At 69.6% G+C, this 19,141-nt stretch carries 23 protein-coding genes; 12 read left to right on the top strand and 11 right to left on the bottom strand.

Translation table 11 applies throughout. The features are described from left to right. Position 1: 1 nt before the first annotated feature. Genes ACW5EG_RS14015 through ACW5EG_RS14005 form a run of 3 tightly spaced genes read left to right on the top strand, consistent with a single transcriptional unit; the run spans position 2 to position 1,651 of the window. Positions 2-142, top strand: a complete 141-nt coding sequence (locus ACW5EG_RS14015) for a hypothetical protein (RefSeq protein WP_457019276.1) — start codon at positions 2-4, stop codon at positions 140-142. After that, positions 139-726, top strand: coding sequence for a cytochrome c oxidase assembly protein (locus ACW5EG_RS14010; RefSeq protein ID WP_457019016.1), 588 nt, complete (start codon positions 139-141; stop codon positions 724-726). The genes ACW5EG_RS14015 and ACW5EG_RS14010 overlap by 4 nt, the downstream gene beginning before the upstream one ends. 25 nt (positions 727-751) lie before the next feature. Continuing rightward, positions 752-1,651 (top strand): cytochrome c oxidase subunit 3, encoded by a 900-nt coding sequence (locus ACW5EG_RS14005; RefSeq protein ID WP_457019014.1) that lies wholly within the window; start codon positions 752-754, stop codon positions 1,649-1,651. Between the two features lie 172 nt (positions 1,652-1,823). Here the strand turns inward: ACW5EG_RS14005 and ACW5EG_RS14000 are convergent, their stop codons facing one another. Further along, positions 1,824-2,054 carry a twin transmembrane helix small protein gene (locus ACW5EG_RS14000; protein WP_457019013.1) on the bottom strand — a complete coding sequence of 77 codons (231 nt, stop codon included), beginning with the start codon at positions 2,052-2,054 and terminating at the stop codon, positions 1,824-1,826. Between the two features lie 65 nt (positions 2,055-2,119). On the opposite strand from ACW5EG_RS14000, the gene ACW5EG_RS13995 reads away from it, so the two are divergent. The 4 genes from ACW5EG_RS13995 to cyoE all read left to right on the top strand — a co-directional run bounded on the left by ACW5EG_RS13995 (position 2,120) and on the right by cyoE (position 5,594). After that, complete coding sequence (locus tag ACW5EG_RS13995) at positions 2,120-2,833, top strand: SURF1 family protein (protein ID WP_457021951.1); 714 nt, start codon at positions 2,120-2,122, stop codon at positions 2,831-2,833. Continuing rightward, positions 2,830-3,399, top strand: coding sequence for a hypothetical protein (locus tag ACW5EG_RS13990; protein WP_457019011.1), 570 nt, complete (start codon positions 2,830-2,832; stop codon positions 3,397-3,399). Before ACW5EG_RS13995 ends, ACW5EG_RS13990 begins: the two co-directional genes overlap by 4 nt. Continuing rightward, positions 3,396-4,586 carry a COX15/CtaA family protein gene (locus ACW5EG_RS13985; protein WP_457021949.1) on the top strand — a complete coding sequence of 397 codons (1,191 nt, stop codon included), beginning with the start codon at positions 3,396-3,398 and terminating at the stop codon, positions 4,584-4,586. The genes ACW5EG_RS13990 and ACW5EG_RS13985 overlap by 4 nt, the downstream gene beginning before the upstream one ends. Before the next feature lie 72 nt (positions 4,587-4,658). Next, positions 4,659-5,594, top strand: a complete 936-nt coding sequence (gene cyoE / locus ACW5EG_RS13980; protein ID WP_457019009.1) for a heme o synthase — start codon at positions 4,659-4,661, stop codon at positions 5,592-5,594. A gap of 132 nt (positions 5,595-5,726) precedes the next feature. Here the strand turns inward: cyoE and ACW5EG_RS13975 are convergent, their stop codons facing one another. The 9 genes from ACW5EG_RS13975 to rpsU form a co-directional block, all read right to left on the bottom strand. Next, complete coding sequence (locus tag ACW5EG_RS13975) at positions 5,727-6,116, bottom strand: hypothetical protein (RefSeq protein ID WP_457019007.1); 390 nt, start codon at positions 6,114-6,116, stop codon at positions 5,727-5,729. Beyond that, on the bottom strand, positions 6,113-7,360 hold the full coding sequence (locus ACW5EG_RS13970; RefSeq protein ID WP_457019006.1) for a DNA/RNA non-specific endonuclease: 1,248 nt from the start codon (positions 7,358-7,360) through the stop codon (positions 6,113-6,115). The genes ACW5EG_RS13975 and ACW5EG_RS13970 overlap by 4 nt, the downstream gene beginning before the upstream one ends. A 184-nt stretch (positions 7,361-7,544) precedes the next feature. Then, complete coding sequence (locus tag ACW5EG_RS13965) at positions 7,545-7,856, bottom strand: hypothetical protein (RefSeq protein ID WP_457021947.1); 312 nt, start codon at positions 7,854-7,856, stop codon at positions 7,545-7,547. Between the two features lie 432 nt (positions 7,857-8,288). Then, entirely contained in the window at positions 8,289-8,735 is a 447-nt protein-coding gene (locus ACW5EG_RS13960; protein ID WP_457021945.1) for a hypothetical protein, read from the bottom strand. A gap of 85 nt (positions 8,736-8,820) precedes the next feature. Then, the gene (locus ACW5EG_RS13955; RefSeq protein ID WP_457021943.1) at positions 8,821-10,173 is read right to left on the bottom strand and encodes a hypothetical protein; all 1,353 of its coding nucleotides are present in this window, start codon (positions 10,171-10,173) and stop codon (positions 8,821-8,823) included. A gap of 102 nt (positions 10,174-10,275) precedes the next feature. Further along, entirely contained in the window at positions 10,276-12,003 is a 1,728-nt protein-coding gene (dnaG, locus tag ACW5EG_RS13950) for a DNA primase (RefSeq protein ID WP_457021941.1), read from the bottom strand. 80 nt (positions 12,004-12,083) lie between these two features. Further along, a complete protein-coding gene (locus ACW5EG_RS13945; RefSeq protein ID WP_457021939.1) occupies positions 12,084-12,971 on the bottom strand; it encodes a YihY/virulence factor BrkB family protein in 888 nt (295 codons plus the stop codon). Between the two features lie 70 nt (positions 12,972-13,041). Further along, positions 13,042-13,488, bottom strand: coding sequence for a GatB/YqeY domain-containing protein (locus ACW5EG_RS13940; RefSeq protein ID WP_457018999.1), 447 nt, complete (start codon positions 13,486-13,488; stop codon positions 13,042-13,044). Between the two features lie 160 nt (positions 13,489-13,648). After that, positions 13,649-13,864 carry a 30S ribosomal protein S21 gene (gene rpsU / locus ACW5EG_RS13935; protein WP_457018998.1) on the bottom strand — a complete coding sequence of 72 codons (216 nt, stop codon included), beginning with the start codon at positions 13,862-13,864 and terminating at the stop codon, positions 13,649-13,651. Positions 13,865-14,008: 144 nt separating this feature from the next. Between rpsU and tsaD the strand changes: the two genes are divergently transcribed. From tsaD to ACW5EG_RS13910, 5 genes are all read left to right on the top strand, one after another. Then, the gene (gene tsaD / locus ACW5EG_RS13930; RefSeq protein ID WP_457021937.1) at positions 14,009-15,073 is read left to right on the top strand and encodes a tRNA (adenosine(37)-N6)-threonylcarbamoyltransferase complex transferase subunit TsaD; all 1,065 of its coding nucleotides are present in this window, start codon (positions 14,009-14,011) and stop codon (positions 15,071-15,073) included. 40 nt (positions 15,074-15,113) lie between these two features. Then, positions 15,114-15,470 carry a dihydroneopterin aldolase gene (gene folB, locus ACW5EG_RS13925; RefSeq protein ID WP_457021935.1) on the top strand — a complete coding sequence of 119 codons (357 nt, stop codon included), beginning with the start codon at positions 15,114-15,116 and terminating at the stop codon, positions 15,468-15,470. A 13-nt stretch (positions 15,471-15,483) separates the two neighbouring features. Then, on the top strand, positions 15,484-16,752 hold the full coding sequence (locus tag ACW5EG_RS13920) for a mechanosensitive ion channel family protein (protein ID WP_457021933.1): 1,269 nt from the start codon (positions 15,484-15,486) through the stop codon (positions 16,750-16,752). Between the two features lie 73 nt (positions 16,753-16,825). Then, complete coding sequence (gene folK, locus ACW5EG_RS13915; protein ID WP_457021931.1) at positions 16,826-17,338, top strand: 2-amino-4-hydroxy-6-hydroxymethyldihydropteridine diphosphokinase; 513 nt, start codon at positions 16,826-16,828, stop codon at positions 17,336-17,338. Between the two features lie 109 nt (positions 17,339-17,447). Beyond that, positions 17,448-18,281: a DUF6159 family protein gene (locus ACW5EG_RS13910; protein WP_457021929.1), complete on the top strand. Its 834-nt coding sequence runs from the start codon at positions 17,448-17,450 to the stop codon at positions 18,279-18,281. A 108-nt stretch (positions 18,282-18,389) separates the two neighbouring features. Here ACW5EG_RS13910 and ACW5EG_RS13905 read toward each other — a convergent pair whose 3' ends face one another. After that, positions 18,390-19,133 carry a pteridine reductase gene (locus ACW5EG_RS13905; RefSeq protein WP_457021927.1) on the bottom strand — a complete coding sequence of 248 codons (744 nt, stop codon included), beginning with the start codon at positions 19,131-19,133 and terminating at the stop codon, positions 18,390-18,392. Positions 19,134-19,141: the final 8 nt, after the last annotated feature.

Genomic DNA, 19,141 nt, shown 5'->3' with positions numbered 1-19,141 from the left:
GATGCTGGTGATGAACGGCCCCGAACGACCCACCGATGAAGCCGCGCGCCGCCGCCGCGTCGTGCGCACGGCGCTGCTGTTTGGCGCCATCGCGTTCGCGATCTACGCCGCCTTCATCGCCTCGGGAGTGATCGGACGATGAGCGCGCCGCGCGGCAACGTGTCCAACAAGGGCATCCTCAAGCTGCTGGGGATCTCGCTGGGCGCATTCGCCTTCACCTTTTCGCTGGTGCCGCTGTACCGCCTCGCCTGCGAGAAGGTGTTCGGCATCCGCCTGGACAACAGCGCCGCCGACGCTTCGGCGATCACCTCGGCGGTGCCGGTCGACCGCTGGGTGACGGTCGAGTTCGACGGTTCGGTCAACTCGAAGCTGCCCTGGGGCTTCCGCCCGAACGCCGCGCGCATGCGCGTGCGCGTGGGCGAGCAGTACGAGGCCACCTACGCCGCCCACAACGCCAGCCAGAGCGCCGTCGTCGGCAGCGCGACGCCGTCGGTGGCGCCGGCGCGGGCGTCGGGCTACTTCAGCAAGACCGAGTGCTTCTGCTTCACCGCGCAGACCCTGCAGGCGGGCGAGACGCGCGACCTGCCGGTGCGCTTCATCATCGACCCGGCGCTGCCGCGCGACGTCCACACGATCACCCTGTCCTACACCTTCTTCAAGAACGATGTGCTCACCGACCGCCTTGCGGCCGCGCCATCGTCCACCGTGCCGCATTCGGCACCCTGACCCACCGCTATCCGGACTTTTCGCCATGGCCCAGGCCCCCGCTGACACCACAGCCGATCACGGCAGCGACCCGATCGCGTACTTCGTGCCGCACCACAGCAAGTGGCCGCTGTTCGCGTCGATGGCGCTGTTCCTGACCATGATCGGACTGGCCAGCTGGTTCAGCGAGATCAGCGGGGGCCGCGCGGTGTTCTTCGTCGGCGTGTCCAGCCTGGCCTTCATCCTGTTCAAGTGGTTCGCCGACGTGATCCTCGAATCGGTGTCGGGCTACTACAACAAGCAGGTCGACGTTTCGTTCCGGCTGGGGATGGTGTGGTTCATCTTCTCGGAAGTGATGTTCTTCGCCGCCTTCTTCGGCGCGCTGTTCTATGCCCGCCAGTTCGCGCTGCCGTGGCTGGGCGGCTCCGGCCAGGGCGTGGCGACCAACTACCTGCTGTGGGAAGGCTTCAGCTCGGCCTGGCCGAGCAGCGGCCCGGCCGGCGTGGGCGGACAGTTCCAGACCATCCCGGCCTGGGGCCTGCCGCTGCTCAACACGCTGATCCTGCTGACCTCCGGCGTCACCGTGACCATTGCCCACCACGCCCTGCGTGCCGGGCAGCGGACCAAGCTGCTGGTGTTCCTGGGCCTGACCGTGCTGCTGGGCTGCCTGTTCCTGTTCTTCCAGATCGAGGAATACGTCCACGCCTACCGCGACCTCAACCTGACGATGGGTTCGGGGATCTACGGCTCGACCTTCTTCATGCTTACCGGCTTCCACGGCGCCCACGTCACCCTGGGCACGATCATGCTGGCGATCATGTGGCTGCGCTGCGCCAAGGGCCACTTCAGCAAGGAAAACCACTTCGCCTTCGAAGCGGTGGCCTGGTACTGGCACTTCGTCGACGTGGTGTGGCTGGGCCTGTTCCTGTTCATCTACGTGCTTTGACGACAGGCTGCGCAATGACCAGCCTGCGGCTGTCATGAGGCGTATCGGGATCGGGAATTCGGCAAGGCACTCACCACCGGATCCGACAGGGCAGGGCGCCGGCATGCCGGCGCTTTCCGCTTTTTCGAACCGCGCAAACCTGCCGCCCGGGCGCGCCCGCCGTCCGGGATCTTCAGGAGTTCGGATTCCGTCCCACGCCGTGGAACTCGATCCAGCCCATGTAGTTGGCCAGCACCACCAGCAGGATCAGCGCGATCGACAGCGCGATGCGCTTGGTCAGCGCGTTGACGGTGCGCTTGCTCTGGCCCTTGTCGGTCAGCATGTAGTACAGCCCGGCGCCGAGGTTCCACAGGATCAGGGCCAGGAAGCCGACCACCACCAGGATCTTGAGCGAATCGTTCATTGCCGTGTTCCACGGCGCAACGCGCGCCGGTCGCCGCCATTATCGCAGGCCCTGTCGTGGCGCGAGTGAGCGCAAGCCACACGCGGCTGCTGGGCTGGGCGCTGGCGCTGCTGGTGATGGCGCTGTTCGCCGCACTGGGGCGCTGGCAGCTGGGGCGCATGGACCAGAAGCAGGCGATGCTCGACCAGGTGGCGGCGACGCTCGAGCAGCGCCAGCCGCTGCCGCTGGCCGCCGCCGCCGATCCCGCTCGTGCGCGCGATTTCGACTGGGCCCAGGGCGAAGGCAGTTTCCTCGCCGCGCCCGCGGTCCTGCTCGACAACCAGCAGCGCGAGGGACGTCCGGGCGTGCGCGTCTACCGCGTCTTCGCGCCCACCGGCGGCGCCCCGCTGCTGGTCGAACTGGGCTGGCTGCCGCTGCCCGGTGACCGCGCGATGCCGCAGCCCGAGCCGATCGAAGGCCGGCAGCGCATCCGCGGCCTGCTGGCACCGCCGCCATCGGCTGGCCTGGCCAAGGGCTTGTCCGCGGCCACCCCGGCCGGCGACGTGCTGGCGGTGCGCCTGGACGCGCCCGGCCTGCCCGCCCTGCTGGGCCTGGATGTCTTGCCGCCGCGCGTACTCAAGCTCGATCCCGACCTCCCGCTCGGCCATGCGCGCGACCTCGACGTGCTGCCCAACACCCTGCCGCCGCAGAAGCACCTGGGCTACGCCGTGCAGTGGTTCGGGCTGGCCGTGGCCGTGCTTGTCACCGCCCTTGTCCTGACCTTCCGGTTCCGCCGATGAATGCTCCCGTTTCCCCGCAGCAGCGCGGCCGCAACCGCGGCATGCTGATCCTGGTGGTGGTCCTGTTCCTGGGCAGCGCGATCGTTGCCGGCGCGCTGCGCTTCTCGGGCTGGCGCCCGCACGGCATGAAGAACCACGGCGAACTGCTCGACCCGCCGGGCGACCTGCGCCAGGTCGTGCCCGCCCTGCGCGAAGGCGGCGACTATGTGTGGAACCCGACCGAGCGCACCTGGCGCATCGCGCTTGCGCCGGCCGCCGGCTGTGCCAGCGAGTGCGTACAGCTCTCGCAGCAGCTGGACACGGTGTGGCAGCTGTTCACGCATCGCGCCGACCACGTGCACATCCTCTGGATCGGCACGCCGCCGGCCGGCGTGCAGCGCAACGCGGCCTGGCACGAGCTCGCGCCCGCACCCGCCCTGCTCGACGCGCTGCCGCGCCACCAGGATCCCGCGGGCACCCCCGTCTACGTGATCGACCCGAACGGCTTCGTGATCCTGCGCTACGCTCCCGGCTTCGATCCGGGCCACCTGCGCGCGGACGTGGCTCGCCTGCTCAAGCTGCGATGAAGCCTCCTGCCTCCACTCCTTCGCGTCCGCAGGTCCACCGGCACTTCCACCGGATCGCCTGGCTCGCCGTCGCGCTCACGCTTGGCGTGATCGTGTTCGGTGCCTTCGTGCGCCTGTCCGATGCGGGCCTGAGCTGCCCGGACTGGCCGACCTGCTATGGCCGCGCCGCCTGGCCGCAGGCCGCGCAGGACGTGAGCGACCACGCCGCCAGCGCGATCCGCCCGTTCGAGACCCACAAGGCCTGGCGCGAGCAGGTCCACCGCCACCTGGCCGCCACGCTGGGCGTGCTGGTGCTGGCCCTTGCGCTGCTGGCCGTGCGCCGCCGCCGACACGGCCTGGCGCTGGTGCTGGGTGCATCGCTGCTGGTGGCCGCAGCGATCCCGCTCTACATGCAGGGCCACATCGTGCCTGCGCTGGCCGTGGCCGCGCTGGGCGAAGGCCTGCTGCTGGTCGCCGCGCTGCGCTGGTCGAACGTGGACATGGCGCGCGTCGGTGCGCTCACCCTGGCGGTGGTGGTCTTCCAGGCGCTGCTGGGCAAATGGACGGTGACCATGCTGCTCAAGCCGGTCATCGTGATGGGCCACCTGCTTGGCGGCATGCTCACCTTCTCGCTGCTGACCTGGATGGCGTGGCGCGCCACCCACCTGCCGGTCGTGCTGGTCGATGCCACAGTGCTGCGGCGCTGGCTGCTGGCCGCGATCGCAGTGCTGGGCGTGCAGATCGCGCTCGGCGGCTGGGTGAGCGCCAACTACGCCGCGCTGGCCTGCGGCGCCGGTGGCTGGACCACGGAGCAGCACCACTACCTGGACTTCCCGCGCTGCGTCGGCCAGTGGTGGCCGCCGTCGGATTTCAGCGAAGGCTTCGTGCTGTGGCGCGGCGTCGGCGCCGACTACGAGGGCGGCGTGCTCGACGGTGCCTCGCGCATCGCCATCCAGATGGCGCACCGCCTGTTCGCGGTGGTGGCCGCGGCCACGTTGCTGCTGCTGTCGTGGCGGACGATGCGTACGCCGGGCTTGCGCGCCTGGGCGCTGGTACTCGCGCTGCTGACGATCGCGCAGGTGCTGCTGGGCGTGCTCAACGTCAAGCTGTCGCTGCCGCTGCCGGTGGCGGTGCTGCACAACGGCGGCGCGGCGCTGCTGCTGTTCCTGCTGGTGTCACTGCTCGCGCGCCTGCGGCGTCCGGGCTAGGCTCCACGGCATGAGCACACCGATGCATCCACACGCCACGCGGGCCATCGCCCGCACCCGCCCGGAACCACGATGAGCCGCGCGCGTTCGATCTACCGCGAGTACTGGGCGCTGACCAAGCCGCGCGTGGTCGCACTGATCGTGTTCACCGCGCTGGTGGGCATGTTCCTGGCCGTGCCCGGGCTGCCGCCGCTGCGCGAAAGCGTGTTCGGCCTGCTCGGCATCTGGCTGGCGGCGGCATCCGCCGCCGCGATCAACCACCTGATCGACCAGCGCATCGACAAGGTGATGGTGCGCACCGCCGATCGGCCCCTGGCCACCGGCGCGCTCACTCCATCGCAGGTGCTGGTGTTCGCGGTATGCCTGGGCGCGCTGTCGATGACGCTCCTGATCGCGCTGGTCAATCCGCTCACCGCCGCGCTCACCTTCGCCTCGCTGATCGGCTACGCCGTCGTCTACACCGGCTTCCTCAAGCGCGCCACGCCGCAGAACATCGTGATCGGCGGCATCGCCGGCGCCGCGCCGCCGCTGCTGGGCTGGGCCGCGGTGACCAACATGCAGGGCCAGTGGGACTGGGCGCACGCGCTGCTGCTGGTGCTGATCATCTTCGTGTGGACGCCGCCGCACTTCTGGGCGCTGGCGATCTTCCGCCGCGACGACTACGCGCGCGCGCTGGTGCCGATGCTGCCGGTCACCCACGGCGTGGAATACACGCGCTGGCAGATCCTGCTCTACACCGTGCTGCTGTGCGTGGTGACCGTGCTGCCGGTGGCGATCGGCATGAGCGGCCTGTTCTACCTCGGCGGCGCGGTGGTGCTGGGCCTGGCCTTCCTCTGGTATGCCTGGCGCCTGCTCGACCCGCCGGACGAACTGTTCGCGATGAAGGTCTTCAACTATTCGGTGGTCTACCTGATGGCGCTGTTCGCCTTCCTGCTGGTCGACCACTGGCTGCTGCCGTGGCTGGACCCGGCACCGCTGCAGGCGTTCGACCTGCAGCGGGTGGGTTGACCGCCGGCACCCATCGCCGCCCAAAACCGCTCTCGCAGAAGATCACGATGCGCTTGCCGATGTAGGAGCGGCTTCAGCCGCGATGGACGAAGCGACGATGCGCGTCAGGGGCCCCGCCTCCGCCCCACCGCATCACGCGGGCCGCGCGCGCTCCGCCACCTCGTCCAGCGTTTCCGGCGTAATCCGCCAGCGCTCCGCATCCTCGTACACGAAGTCAGCATGCAGGCGACCACCCGCGCGCTGCAGCTGCACCACGCACACCGTCCATGGCGCCTGGCCTTCCAGCTGCGTCGCCTCGCGCAGTTCATCCAGTCGCGCGCCGATCGTGTCGGCCTCGGTCTTCGGCGTCGCCGCTACCGGCGCGTGCCCGTCGCGATAGCCGAATCCGCTGAGCCTGCGCGCGCCATCGGCGTAGTCGGCAATCAACGCGTAGCCGTCCAGGTCATGTCCGGCGGTGGCAATGTCGCGCAGCAGCAGCTCGCCGATGCCACGCACCAGCGTGTCGCGATCGGGGCGGTTCAAGAGCGCATTCCGATCATGTCGTCCATGTCGCTGCGCGCGATGCGGTCGAACACCTGGCCGGCCTCGTTGTCGAAGACGATGAGCTGCGGATCATAGACCGCCTTCCCGCTGGCCGGATCGATCACCGCGTAATCCACGCGCACCTGGTCCGGCCGCGCGCTGTCACTCTTGCCCGCCTCCAGCCGCATCTCCACGTGCACCTCCATGCCCGTGGCCAGCCAGTCCGACCACTCCTGCTCCATGCCCGCGAACACGCGCTGGTTGAAGTGGCTTTCCTGCGGGAACATGTTCACCGGCCCGTGCCCGTTGGCGAAGCGGTAGGCGACCATGTGGCCGACGTCGTCACCGCTGCCCTTCATCTCGTTGTCGCTGCGGAAGCGGCTCTGCGCATTGGCTTCGATGCGGTCCGAATCGCGCCCGCCGCTGCCCGGTTCCCAGGTCAGCACCGCGTCCGCCGATGCCGGGCGGCCCGCGTCGTCGAGTGTCCACACCACCTCGTTGGACTCGCCGCTGCCGGTCTCGGTCACCACGCCTGTGATCGTGCCACCCTGCACGTCCTCGCCGATGCGCACCGTCTGCGCGGGCGGCGTGCCGTCGAGCAGCATGCGGCTGTAGGCGGCGCGATCCATGCCCGCGGCATCGTCGAGCAGCGCGGTGTGGCGGATGAAATCCTCGCGTTCGGCCGGGTACGAGGCCGGCCCGCCATCGCGCGGTGCATCGAACAGCCGGTGGGCGCCGGTCATCACCCGCAGCTCGCCGTCGGCGGTCATCTCCAGCGACAGGCGCAGGTCCTCGATCGAGGCCAGTCCGTTGGCCGCGGCCAGCGCGCGAAAGCTTGCCTCCATCGGCGTGCCCGCGTAGTCGCGGCCATGCACCTCGATGCGCGTGCGCGGCGGGATCGTGGCCGGGTCGAAGGGATTGAGCGCGCGCATCCCGGCCGGAGTGGCGTCCTCGTTGCGCATCGTCGCCTCGAAGCGCACCGGCACCATCTGCGCCTCGGCGCCCGGCGCGGAGACAAACATCTCCCCCGAAGCTGACCACGTGGTGCTCCCCTGGCCCTCGCGTTCGTCCTGGATGCGCACCGAGCCGCGGTCCAGCGCAAACTCCACGTCCGCCGGGTCTGCCGACAGCAGCGCCTCATCGAAGCGCACATCTGCCGGATCGACCGGGCGCGGCCCGAGGATCGGCCCCTGCAAACCCGGCGGTGGCAGCGACGGCGGAAACCGGAACGTCTCGAACGACATGGCGGGTCGGATGCATGCGGCGCCGTATGGCACCTTCCGACGATGAGGCTACGCGGCCGCGCGGCGCCACGACATTGGGGAAAACCCGTGGTCGGCCCTGCACCCGCAACCTGTAGGAGCGGCTTCAGCCGCGACCACCGCCAGATCCATCCGAATCCGTCCTTCCATGCGCATCCGCCGACCCCTACGGCAAAGAAAACTTCCGCATCGGCCGCGCCGGCCAGATCGACGTGAACTGCGCGCCGCCCACCAGCCGGAACGCCGCCGAGACACCATGCTGGATGCCCAGGCCCTCCAGCACATCCCTGACGCGGCGGAACGAGTGGCGCGGATCAGCCGTCATCATGAACAGGTTGATCTCCTTCGGGCTGACGTCATACCCGTCCAGCTCCACCGACTCGCCCAGCGCCGCCCTCAGCTGGTCCTCGATCGTCGCCAGGAAGTCCTCGCTCTCCAGCGACTTGCGCCAGAACTTGACCACGAGTTGATAGTCCATCGCTGCACCTCCTGCCGGTCCCATCCAGGTGGCGGACAAGCATACGGGGATGCGCGCGACGCGGTCGTGGGGCTGCGTTGCCGATGGTGCCGCCTTGTTTATCCGAGCCGAAGTCGAAGTGCGGTGGCTCCCTGACCTGGGGCCTAACCCGACGCCGCAGGTCGCGCCGCGTGTCGGCCTCATATCTCACCCTCCGCCTGCGGGGGAGGGCCGGGGTGGGGCGACCGGCGGCGCGGTCTTCCGGAGGCGTCGCTTGCGTCGAGCGCCCCCATCCCAGCCTTCCCCCGCAGGCGGGGGAAGGAGCCAAAGCACCGCCGGGAACGAGCCAATGCCGCAGCAGGGCAAGACGCCAAAAGCTGCAAGAGAGACGTCGCCGATCGCAGCATCGGCAGGATCCATGGGCCGGCTGCTCGCGGCCCGCGCCCTGCGCTGCTACCTCTGCCCTGCGTCGCCGGCGTTGCTGCCCACCAGCAGAACCGGCGTGCCGTCCGCGTCGAACATCTCGGCCACCAGCACGCGATCTCCGTCGACCCAGGTCCGGCCCTGTGTCCTGCCGCTGCGCGGGCCGAAGCGCTCGTCGGCGCTCCAGTCCCGCAGTGCGGCGGCGTAATGGGCTTCGACGCTGGACCAGTCGGCGCCGTCGAGCAGGTAGGACTGCACGTTGAAGCCGCGGAACGCGGCGCCGTAGCGCGCGTACATGTCGGCGACCATCAGGTCGGTGCGCACCTCGTGCGAGCCGGTGGCGGGCAACGGGCGGGCGCTTGCGGGCGTGGCGGGCATGGTGACGTGACTCCGTGAGCAACCGGCCGCGACGAGGGCGGTTGCCAGCAGGCAGGCGATCGCGGTGGCCCGGGCAAGGCGGAAGAGGTGTGCGCTCATGGGCTGAGCATGCGCGCGCGCCCGTCGCCACATGGTGGTGGCGACGGACGGTGGAGCACAGCGTGAATCACCAGGCAGGCGCGGATCACTCGAAGCGGTTGGCGTTGACCACGCGCAGCAGGGCGGTGTCGTACGGGGTTTCGGCGCGTTCGCCTTCGAAGGGCTGGCCGTTCGCGTCGCGCGGATAGGCCAGTGAGGTCAACGTGTCGCGCAGCGCCGAGGCTTCGTTCTTGTAGTTGTCGGCGGCCTGGGTCACGGCCAGGTCGGTGAGCGTGGATACGCCGCTGGCGGCCACGCCAGTGGCGGGATTGATCGCGCCCACTGCGCCGACCACGCCCTTGAACACGTTGGCCACGAGGTTGGCCTGGTCGGTGCGGTTGTCGGTGACCTGGTTGATCGAGGCCTCGACGCCGCCCATGAAGTAGCCGAGCGTCTGCGCGTTGCGGTAGTTGCCGCTGCTGTCGGTGGCCTGGAAGCGCGTGGCCGGATCCTCGCCCAGGTCGTTGCCGCGCTGCAGCTTGGCGATGAATTCGCCGACCTGCTCCTGGCCGGATTCGCCGCCGTTCTCCAGTTGCTCGGTGAGGTAGCTGGTCAGGCCCTTGCCGTCGCGATAGCTGGTCTCCAGGCCACGCACGATGCCGGTGGTGTCGCTGTCGAGCAGGGTGGTCAGCGCTTCGGTGATGGCGGCGGCGGGCGCGTCGTCGCCGCCCATGGGGTTGATGGTCTTGTCGCGGATCTCGCCGATCTGCTGCGTGCCGATCTCGAACACGCGCGCCTTCAGCGCCGGGTCGTCGACCCCGGCTGCGCCGCTGATGATGGCGGCGGTGACCGATGGATTGACGCTGGTCGAGGCGCTGTAGGGGCTGGCGATGTAGGTGCGGCCGAGGCCCACTTCCATCACGTCGCGCAGCTGCGAGTCGGTGAGCGTCCCCAGCGCCTGCGACAGCGCTTCCGGGTCGCTCGACAGGCTGGCCAGGACGTTGCCGACCACCGCGGTCTCGGCATTGCCCCAGCGCCCCTGCGATGCGGAATAGTCGGCGTGGATGCTGCCCGCCATGGCTTCGACGAAGGCGACCTTGGCTTCCGGCGAAGCGTGATCGGCGACCGCCGCGCCCAGCGCGTCGCGCCCGCCCGGGCTGCCGTCGAAGGCCTCGACCAGGCGCGTGATCTGTTCGCCGTCCAGGCCCTCGGCAAGCTGGTTGAACAGGTCCTGCCGCTCCTGCGCGCTGAGCGAGCCGTTGAGGCCGTCGATTTCCTGGGTCCAGTTTTTCAGATCGTCGTCGCTGAGCTCGCTGATCAGCCCGTTGCGCTCGTCGGGCGACAGGTCGGCGACCGCCTTGCTGATGTCGGTGAGGTCACCGTGGGTCACGTCCCAGTCAAAGATGCCCTGGTCGAGTCGATCCTTGACGGTATCGACCGCGTTGCTGATGTCGCTCATCGGGCACCTTGGGAAGGAAGTGGGGGCTGCCGGCAGGCTAGCGCCGCAGGTGCCGCCGGCAACATCCGTGCCGACCCCAGCTGGGGTTGACCCGAGGGTGGTTCAGCCGGCGAGCCCGCTGAGCAGCTGCCGCAGTTCCTGCTTCTCGGTGCCGTCGAGCTGGCCCATGCGCGCCTGCAGTTCGTCGATGCGCTGCTGCTGCGTCTGCCGGTCCAGTTGGGCGATGACGTCCTGGAACTCCTCGCGCCACTTGGGCGCGTCGCCGGGCAGGTTCTGGCTGGCGAGCTTCTGCAGGGCGGCGCCATCTTCGCGGTCGGCGAAGTGCTCGAGCAGCGCGCCGGTGGTGATGTCCGGGCGCGCGCTGACCAGGGCGATCAGTTCGGTGAGCAGCTCGACGCCGGGCTGGCGCAGCGCGACGAAGTGGAACGGCGGTGCCAGATCCAGCGCCAGCGAAGGCTGCTGCAGCAGCAGGGCGATGGCACCCCGCACCAGGCTGCGCCGGGGCGGCGCCAGCGGCTGGCTGCCCTGGCGGCGGATCGGGGCCTGCGCGGGCGGCTGGCGCACGCCGACGCCGGTGAGTTCGGTCAGGCGCTGCTGCATCAGGTCGCCGAACGCGCCGTCGGGGATCTGTGCCAGCAGCGGCTTGACGCGCTCGGCCAGCCGCGCCTTGCCGTCGAGCGTGGACAGCGAGACGCCCTCCGACAGCGTGTCGAAGAAGAACTGCGACAGTGGCGTGCCCTCGCGCAGCCGCGCGTCGAAGCCCTGCGCGCCTTCCTTGCGCACGATGCTGTCGGGGTCTTCGCCGTCAGGCAGGAACAGGAAGAACGCCTGGCGGCCGTCGCGCATGCGCGGCAGCACCGATTCCAGCGCCTTCCACGCGGCGCCACGCCCGGCGCGGTCGCCGTCGAAGCAGAAGTACACGTCGGGCGCGTTGCGGAACAGCAGCTCGGCATGGTCGGGCGTGGTCGCGGTACCGAGCGTGGCCACGGCCTGGGTGACGCCGTGCTCGAACAGCGCGATCACGTCCATGTAGCCTTCGACCACGATCAGCCGCTCGATCTTCGCGTTCGCCTGCCGCACCTGCCACAGGCCGTACAGTTCGCGACCCTTGTGGAACAGCGGGGTCTCGGGCGAGTTGAGGTACTTGGGGCCCGCGTCCTTGCCGTCGGACGGTGCACTGAGCACGCGGCCGCCAAAGGCGATCACGCGGCCACGGCGGTCGAGGATCGGAAACATCACCCGGTCGCGGAACTTGTCGTAGACGTGGCCGCGATCGTTCTTCGACAACATCCCGCCGCGCTCGAGCAGCTGCAGCCGGCGTGGGTCGGTGCCCAGCGCGTCCTTCAGCGCGGAGAAGCCGTCGGGCGCATATCCGATCGCGAACTGCGTGCACACCGCCTCGCCCACGCCGCGCGCGTCCAGGTAGGCGCGCGTCTTGTCGCTCGTGGACAGCTGGCGCTGGTAGTAGCGCGAGGCCGCTTCCAGCGCGTTGAACAACTCCTGGATGTCGGGATTGGCGTTGCGCTGCTGGGTCTCGCGCGGCACTTCCATGCCGGCCTGGCGCGCCAGCTCGTCGACCGCGTCGAGGAACTCGAGGCGGTCGTACTGCATGAGGAACGAGATCGCCGTGCCGTGCGCAGCGCAGCCGAAGCAGTGGTAGAACTGCTTGGTCGGCGAGACGGTGAACGAGGGCGAGCGCTCGTCGTGGAACGGGCAGCGCGCGGAGTACTCCTTGCCCTGCCGCTTGAGCGGCACGCGCGCATTGACCACCTCGACGATGTCGGTCCTGGCAAGCAGGTCATCGATGAATGCGTCGGGGATGCGGGCCATGCGGCTAGTGTATGCCGCAGCTGCCCCGGGCCGCAGGCCGCCCGCAGTCCGCAGCACGCATGCGGACTGCGGGCGATCCCCTACAGCGTTCCCGCCGCCGCCGGCCTTGGCTTGTGCGCCTCGGGCCGGTTGTTGGCGCGTTCGTCGATCACCGCGGTCAGCAGTGCGCCGATGAAGAACACCACGCCGCCGTAATAGATCCATATCAGCAGCAGCACCAGCGCGCCCATCGAGCCATAGGCGCTGCCGGGCGCGGCCTGGGCCAGGTACAGGCCGATTGCCCAGCGCCCCGCCGCAAACAGGGCGGCGGTGATCGCGCCACCCAGGAAGGCCTGCGGCCAGGCCACGCGGCGGTCGGGCAGGTAGTGGTAGAGGAAGGCGAAGGTGACCACGTAGATCAGGAAGGTGACCGCATAGCCCACCGCGGGCAACAACGAGGGCATGCGCGCGAAGGCGATCTGCAGCGCCGTGGTGGCGACCATCGAGATGATGAGCAGGAAGCCGATCGCCAACACCACGCCCAGCGAGAACACGCGCTTGCGCAGCCACGCCACGAGGCCGGTGAAGCGCTCCGCCTCGCTGCGGAAGATCAGGTTGAGCGCGCCCTGCAGCTGGGCGAACACCACCGTGGCACCGACGAACAGCAGAATCGTGCTCCAGATCCCGGCCAGCGATCCCACGTCGGGCTGCTCGGTGGCGTTGCGGATCACGGTTTCGGCCACTGCGGCCGCGCCCGGGCCGGCGAGCTCGCCAAGCTGGTCGATCAGCGACTGCTGCGCGGGCGGGTACAGCGAGGCTGTGATCCACAGCAACAGCAACAGCAGTGGCGCCAGCGACAGCAGCGCGTAGAAGGCCAGCGAGGCGGCCTGGGTCATCAGCCCGGCCTCGACGAAGCGTTGCAGCAACGCGCCGGGCAGGCTGGCCTGGAAGCGCTCGTTGAGCTGGCGGAAGCGGTCGGTGGCTTGCATGGGCGGGATGATGTCCGACCCGGCGTCGACCCCGCGTCAGCGCGCGCCGACGGCTCGCGCCGTCGCGCCCTCAGCCTGCCAGCTTCTGCTTCACCAGCTTCGAGACCAGGCCCATGTCGGCCTGCCCGGCCAGCGCCGGCTTGAGCACGCCCATCAGCTTGCCCATGTCGGCCGGGCCGCTGGCGCCGGTCTTGGCAACCGCATCGTCGATCGCCGCCTGGATCTGCCCCTCGTCCAGCTGCGCCGGCAGGTAGGTCTGGATGACCTCGATCTCGGCGCGCTCGATTGCCGCCAGGTCCTCGCGGCCGGCGCCTTCGAACTGGCTCACCGAGTCCTTGCGCTGCTTGAGCATCTTCTCCAGCACCGTCAGCACCGCGGCGTCGTCGAGCTCGATACGCTCGTCGACCTCGCGCTGCTTGATCCCGGCATTGACCAGCCGGATCACGCCCAGGCGGTGCTTCTCGCCGGACTTCATCGCGGTCTTCATGTCGTTGGTGAGCTGCTGCTTGAGGGTCATGTCGGGTGGCCGCAATGGGTGGTGGGAAGGAAGGGCGCCGGGCGTCGATCCGGGTGGGGTCGGGCGATGACCGTTCCGGATGCTGCGTCCACGCCCCCCGCGCCAAACACAAAAAGCCGGCTACGCTCGCGCGTGCCGGCTTCCTGCAAAGCGACGCGGCTCAGTACAGGCGCTGGCGCTTGGTGACGTCGCGCGACACGCGGCGTACCTGGCGCTTCACCGCGGCGGCCGCCTTGCGCTTGCGCTCCTGGGTCGGCTTCTCGTAGAACTCGCGCTTGCGGGTCTCGGCCAACACGCCGGCCTTCTCGCAGGTGCGCTTGAAGCGACGCAGGGCAAACTCGAACGGCTCGTTTTCGCGGACTTTGACGCTTGGCATAGGGATCTCTGGCTCTCTGGAAAGTCCGGCCCGGATGGCCGGTCTCTGCGAAGGGACTCGCACGTCCCGACCTGGCAGGCCGGGGGAGCCGCGTATGATAGCCGCTCGCCTTGCAACGGCGCAACCGGCGCCCATTTCCCCCGCATGAAGGTCCTCGGCATCGAATCCAGCTGCGACGAGACCGGCGTCGCCGTCTACGACACCGGCCGTCCCGCCGCCCCCGGCTCGGGCCCGGGCCAGGCCGGCCTGCGCGCCCACGCGGTCTACAGCCAGATCGAGCTGCACGCCGAGTACGGCGGCGTTGTGCCGGAGCTGGCCAGCCGCGACCACGTGCGCAAGCTGCTGCCGCTGATCCGCCAGACCCTGGCCGAGGCCGGTCTCGGCGTCCGTGAGATCGACGGTGTGGCCTATACCGCCGGTCCCGGCCTGGTGGGTGCGCTGCTGGTGGGGGCGGGCGTGGCCCGTTCGCTGGCCTGGGCGCTGGATGTGCCGGCGGTGGGCGTGCACCACATGGAGGGCCACCTGCTGGCCCCGCTGATGGAGGACGACCCGCCGCAGCCCCCGTTCGTGGCCCTGCTGGTGTCGGGCGGGCACACCCAGCTGATCGCGGTGGACGGCATCGGTGACTACCGGCTGTTGGGCGAGACCCTGGACGACGCCGCCGGCGAGGCCTTCGACAAGACCGCCAAGATGATGGGCCTGCCCTATCCAGGCGGGCCACAGCTGGCCGCGCTGGCCGAACAGGGCACGCCGGGGCGGTTCCGCTTCGCGCGGCCGATGACCAATCGCCCCGGGCTGGACTTCAGCTTCAGCGGGCTCAAGACCCAGGTGCTGCTGGCCTGGCGGGACAGCGACCAGTCCGCACAGACCCGCGCCGACATCGCCCGCGGCTTCGAGGATGCGGTGGTCGACACGCTCGCGATCAAGTGCGGGCGCGCGCTGGACGCGGCCGGCAGCGACGTGATCGTGGTGTCCGGCGGCGTCGGCGCCAACCGCCGCCTGCGCGCCAGGCTGCACGAGATGGCGCAACAGCGCGGTGGCCGCGCCTGCTTCCCGCGGCCGTCGCTGTGCACCGACAACGGCGCGATGATCGCCTTCGCCGGCGCGCTGCGCCTGCAGGCCGGCCAGCACGACGGCCTTGCAGTGCACGTGACGCCGCGCTGGGACATGGCGTCGTTGCTGCCGGTGGAGGCAGTCCTTGATTCGTGATTGGCACTCCAGCCCCAACCCTGATCCCCGATTACAGCCCATGGACAAAGTCTTCATCGAAGCCCTCGAGATCGACGCCCTGATCGGCATCTACGACTGGGAGCGACGGATCCGGCAGACGCTGGTGTTCGACCTGGAAATGGGCTTCGACAACCGCGTGCCGGCCGCGAGCGACGACATCGCCGATACGCTCAACTACAAGGCGGTCAGCAAGCGCCTGATCGACTATGTGGCGCAGTCCGATTTCGGCCTGGTGGAAACCCTGGCCGAGCGCTGCGCGGAGATCGTGATGGGCGAGTTCAACGTCCAATGGCTACGCTTGAAGCTGAGCAAGCCCGGTGCGGTGCGCGGTGCGCGCGCGGTCGGCGTCATCATCGAACGCACGCGTTCAAGCTGAAGAGGAAGGCGAATTGCAGGAGCAGCTGGAGAGTCTGCAGGCGGCGTTGGCGCCGTATCCATCGACCTATACCGGGCTGGTGGTCGTGACGCTGCTGCTGGCGGCGTGGCTGGCCAACTGGCTGACCAAGCGGGTGCTGCTGCGCGGCATCCAGCGCGCGCTGGCGGCGACTGCCGCGCGCCACGAGGCGCACGGGGGCGAGGTGCGGATGCGGGTGATCCCGCGGCTGGCCAACGTGGTGCCGGCGATGGTGATCGCCGCCGGCATCTCGGTGGTGCCGGATCTCCCTCCGCAGGTGGTGGCCGTGGTGCGCGCGCTGTGCCAGGCCTTCATCGTGCTCACCGTGGCGCTGGCGCTTTCGCGCGCGCTCGACCTGGTCAACCAGGTCTACGAGCGCCGCCCGGACGCGCGCAACAAGCCGATCAAGGGCTACCTGCAGGTGGCCAAGATCGTGATGTTCGCACTGGTGGCGATCTCGATCGTGGCCACCCTGATCGGTGCGCAGTTCCTGCACATCCTCACCGGCCTCGGTGCGATGACAGCGGTGCTGATGCTGATCTTCCAGGACACGATCCTGTCGCTGGTGGCCAGCGTGCAGATCAGCAACGACGGCCGCGTGCGCATCGGCGACTGGATCGAGATGCCCTCGCAGAACGCCGATGGCGACGTCATCGACATCGCCCTGCACACGGTGACGGTGCAGAACTGGGACAAGACGATCACCACCGTCCCGACCAAGAAGCTGATCAGCGATTCGTTCAAGAACTGGCGCGGCATGAGCGAATCGGGCGGCCGCCGGATCAAGCGCGCGCTGTACCTGGACCAGCGCTCGGTGCGCTTCCTGGACGAGGGCGAGGTGGCGAGGATGCACCGCTTCGTGCTGATCGACAGCTACCTCGATGCCAAGGCATCCGAGATCAGCGAATGGAACGCGACCCTGGCCGGACGCGGCGCCGAGCCGGTCAACCAGCGCCGCGTCACCAACCTCGGCACGTTCCGCGCCTACGTCGAGCAGTACCTGCGCCACCATTCGCGGATCAACCAGGACATGACCCTGCTGGTGCGGCAGCTGCAGCCGACGGCGGAAGGCCTGCCGCTGGAGATCTACTGCTTCACCAGCGACGTGCGCTGGGCCTTCTACGAGACCGCGCAATCCGACATCTTCGACCACCTGCTGGCGATCCTGCCGGAATTCGGTCTGCGCGTGTACCAGACGATGGGCGACGCGCCCCTCGACGTCACCCTGCATCGCCCGGCGGCCGCGCCCGACCCCGCCGACTGAGCGCCGGCGCGCGCGTGGTGCTCGCCGCGGCCGCGGCGGATGCGCGATCATGTGCGCCCTTCCGGAGCGCCCCATGCACACCGCCTACCTGAGCCTCGGCAGCAACCTCGAGCCTGAGCGACACCTGCGCGTTGCCGTGCAGGCGCTGGGTGAGCGCTTCGACGGGCTGCAGGTGTCGCCGTTCTACCGCTTCCCGGCGGTGGGCTATGACGGCCCGGACTTCCTCAACGCCGCCGCCATGCTCCGCACCGAGTTGGACGCGCACGCGCTCAACGCCTGGCTGCATGCGCTGGAGGACGCGCACGGACGGGATCGCAGCGGCCCGCGCTACAGCAACCGCACCCTGGACATCGACATCGTGCTGTTCGACGAACTGATCGCCGAAGGCCCCGGTCCCGCCACCGCCGCCGGCACGACGCCGGTGCTGCGCGTCCCGCGCGACGAGCTGCGCCACGCGTTCGTGCTCAAGCCGCTGGCCGACATCGCGCCGGACGCGCGACATCCGGTGTCACGGGACAGCATTGCCGCGCTGTGGGCGGCGCATCCGGACCACGGCGTGGCCTTCGAGCGGGTGGAGTTGGACTGACGCCCGCTGTCACATCGTCGCCGCTTGCCGCGTCTTCCAGACCACATCCGCGCATTGCCGGCGCCGAGGCGCCCGGACAGGATGCGGACCATCCACCTGAGGCGACGCCATGTTCGAGAAATTCTCCCGCAGTTGGGACCTGGTCAAGGCCAGCGCGTCGGTGCTGCGCTCGGACAAGGAACTGATGCTGTTCCCGGTGATCTCCGGCATCGCCACCCTGCTGGTGCTGGCGACCTTCCTGCTGCCGATGTTCGCGCTGCGGATCTTCGCCGACGGGATCGGCCTGGGCGGCGTGGTGTTCGGCTTTGCGTTCTATTTCGTCCAGTACAGCGTGATGATCTTCTTCAACTGCGCGCTGGTCGGCGCGGCGATGATCCGCCTGGACGGGGGCGACCCGACGCTGGCCGACGGCTTCAATGCCGCCCGGGCGAAAATCCCGGCGATCCTCGGCTACGCGGCGATCGCGGCCACGGTGGGCGTGCTGCTGCAGGGCCTGAAGCAGAAGGACAACTTCCTCGTGCGCCTGATGGGCAGCGCGCTGGGTGCGGCCTGGACGCTGGCGGCGTTCCTGGTGGTGCCGGTGCTGGTGTCGCGCAACATCGGCCCGGTCGATGCGCTCAAGCAGAGCGTGTCCCTGCTCAAGCGCACCTGGGGCGAGAACGCGGTCGGCCAGGTCGGCATCGGCGCCGCATTCGGCATGATCACCTTCGCCGTGGTGCTGGTGGGCGCGGCGCTGACCCTGCTCGCGGCACAGGCCTCGTTTGCGCTGGCGATCGTGGTGGGCGCGCTGTTCCTGCTGGTGGTGCTGCTGGTGGGGATCTACCAGGCGGCGCTGAGCGCAATCTATTCGGCGGCGCTGTATCGCTATGCGGTCTCGCATGAAACGCCGCACGCGTTCCGCGATGCCGGGCTGGGGCAGGCGTTCCTGCCGAAGGGGCAGTGAGGCGTTCGGGAGCGGCCAGGACGGCTGCTCCCGCAGATCTCTCCCTGCGGTCGAGATGACAACCGGGAAGGTGTCATCGCGAACGAAGTGAGGGATCTCGGATCCTGCTCAATCGCCAAGCGGGTTGCGGCCCCCGTCGACCGACACCACCGAGCCGGTCGTGTATGTCGCATCGCGCAGCAGCCATAGCGCCGTCGCCGCGATCTCCTCCACGCTGCCGGTCCGGCCGAGCGCGGTGTGGGCCAGGATGCGTTCCTGCAGCGCCGGATCGGGTGCCTCCGTCGGCCACAGGATCGCCCCCGGCGCGAGCGCGTTGACCCGGACCTCCGGCGCCAGCGCCACGGCCAGGGCGCGGGTCATCGCCTCCAGTGCCCCCTTGCTGATCGCATAGGCCGACAGGTCGGCGCGCGGCTGCCGCGCATACACGTCGCTGATGTTGAGGATGGCGCCACGCATGGCCTTCAGGTGCGGGGCCGCGGCCTGGGACAGGAAGAACGGCGCGCGCAGGTTGGTCGCCAGCAGTGTGTCCCACTGCGCCGGGGTCACTGTGCCCGCGGGCGTGGGGAAAAAAGCGGCGGCATTGTTGACCAGCGCGTCGAGCCGGCCGAAGCGGCCGACGGTGTGGGCGACCAGTTCGGGTAAGGCGTCGAATCGCGCCAGGTCCGCTTCCTGCACCAGGGTGCTGCCCAGCCGCACGGCCTCCAGTTCCGCCGCCAGCGTGTGGGCGTCCGCAGCGGAGGCGCGGCAATGCACGGCAACGGAATATCCGGCCGCATGCAGCCGGCGCACGATCGCCGCGCCGAGGCGGCGTGCGCCGCCGGTGACCAGGGCCACGGGGGACGAGGCTGGCATGACGTGCT

Source organism: Luteimonas sp. A611 (assembly GCF_054072715.1).
Note: the sequence above shows the minus strand (reverse complement) of the source record. Positions and strands in the feature narration are given on the sequence as shown.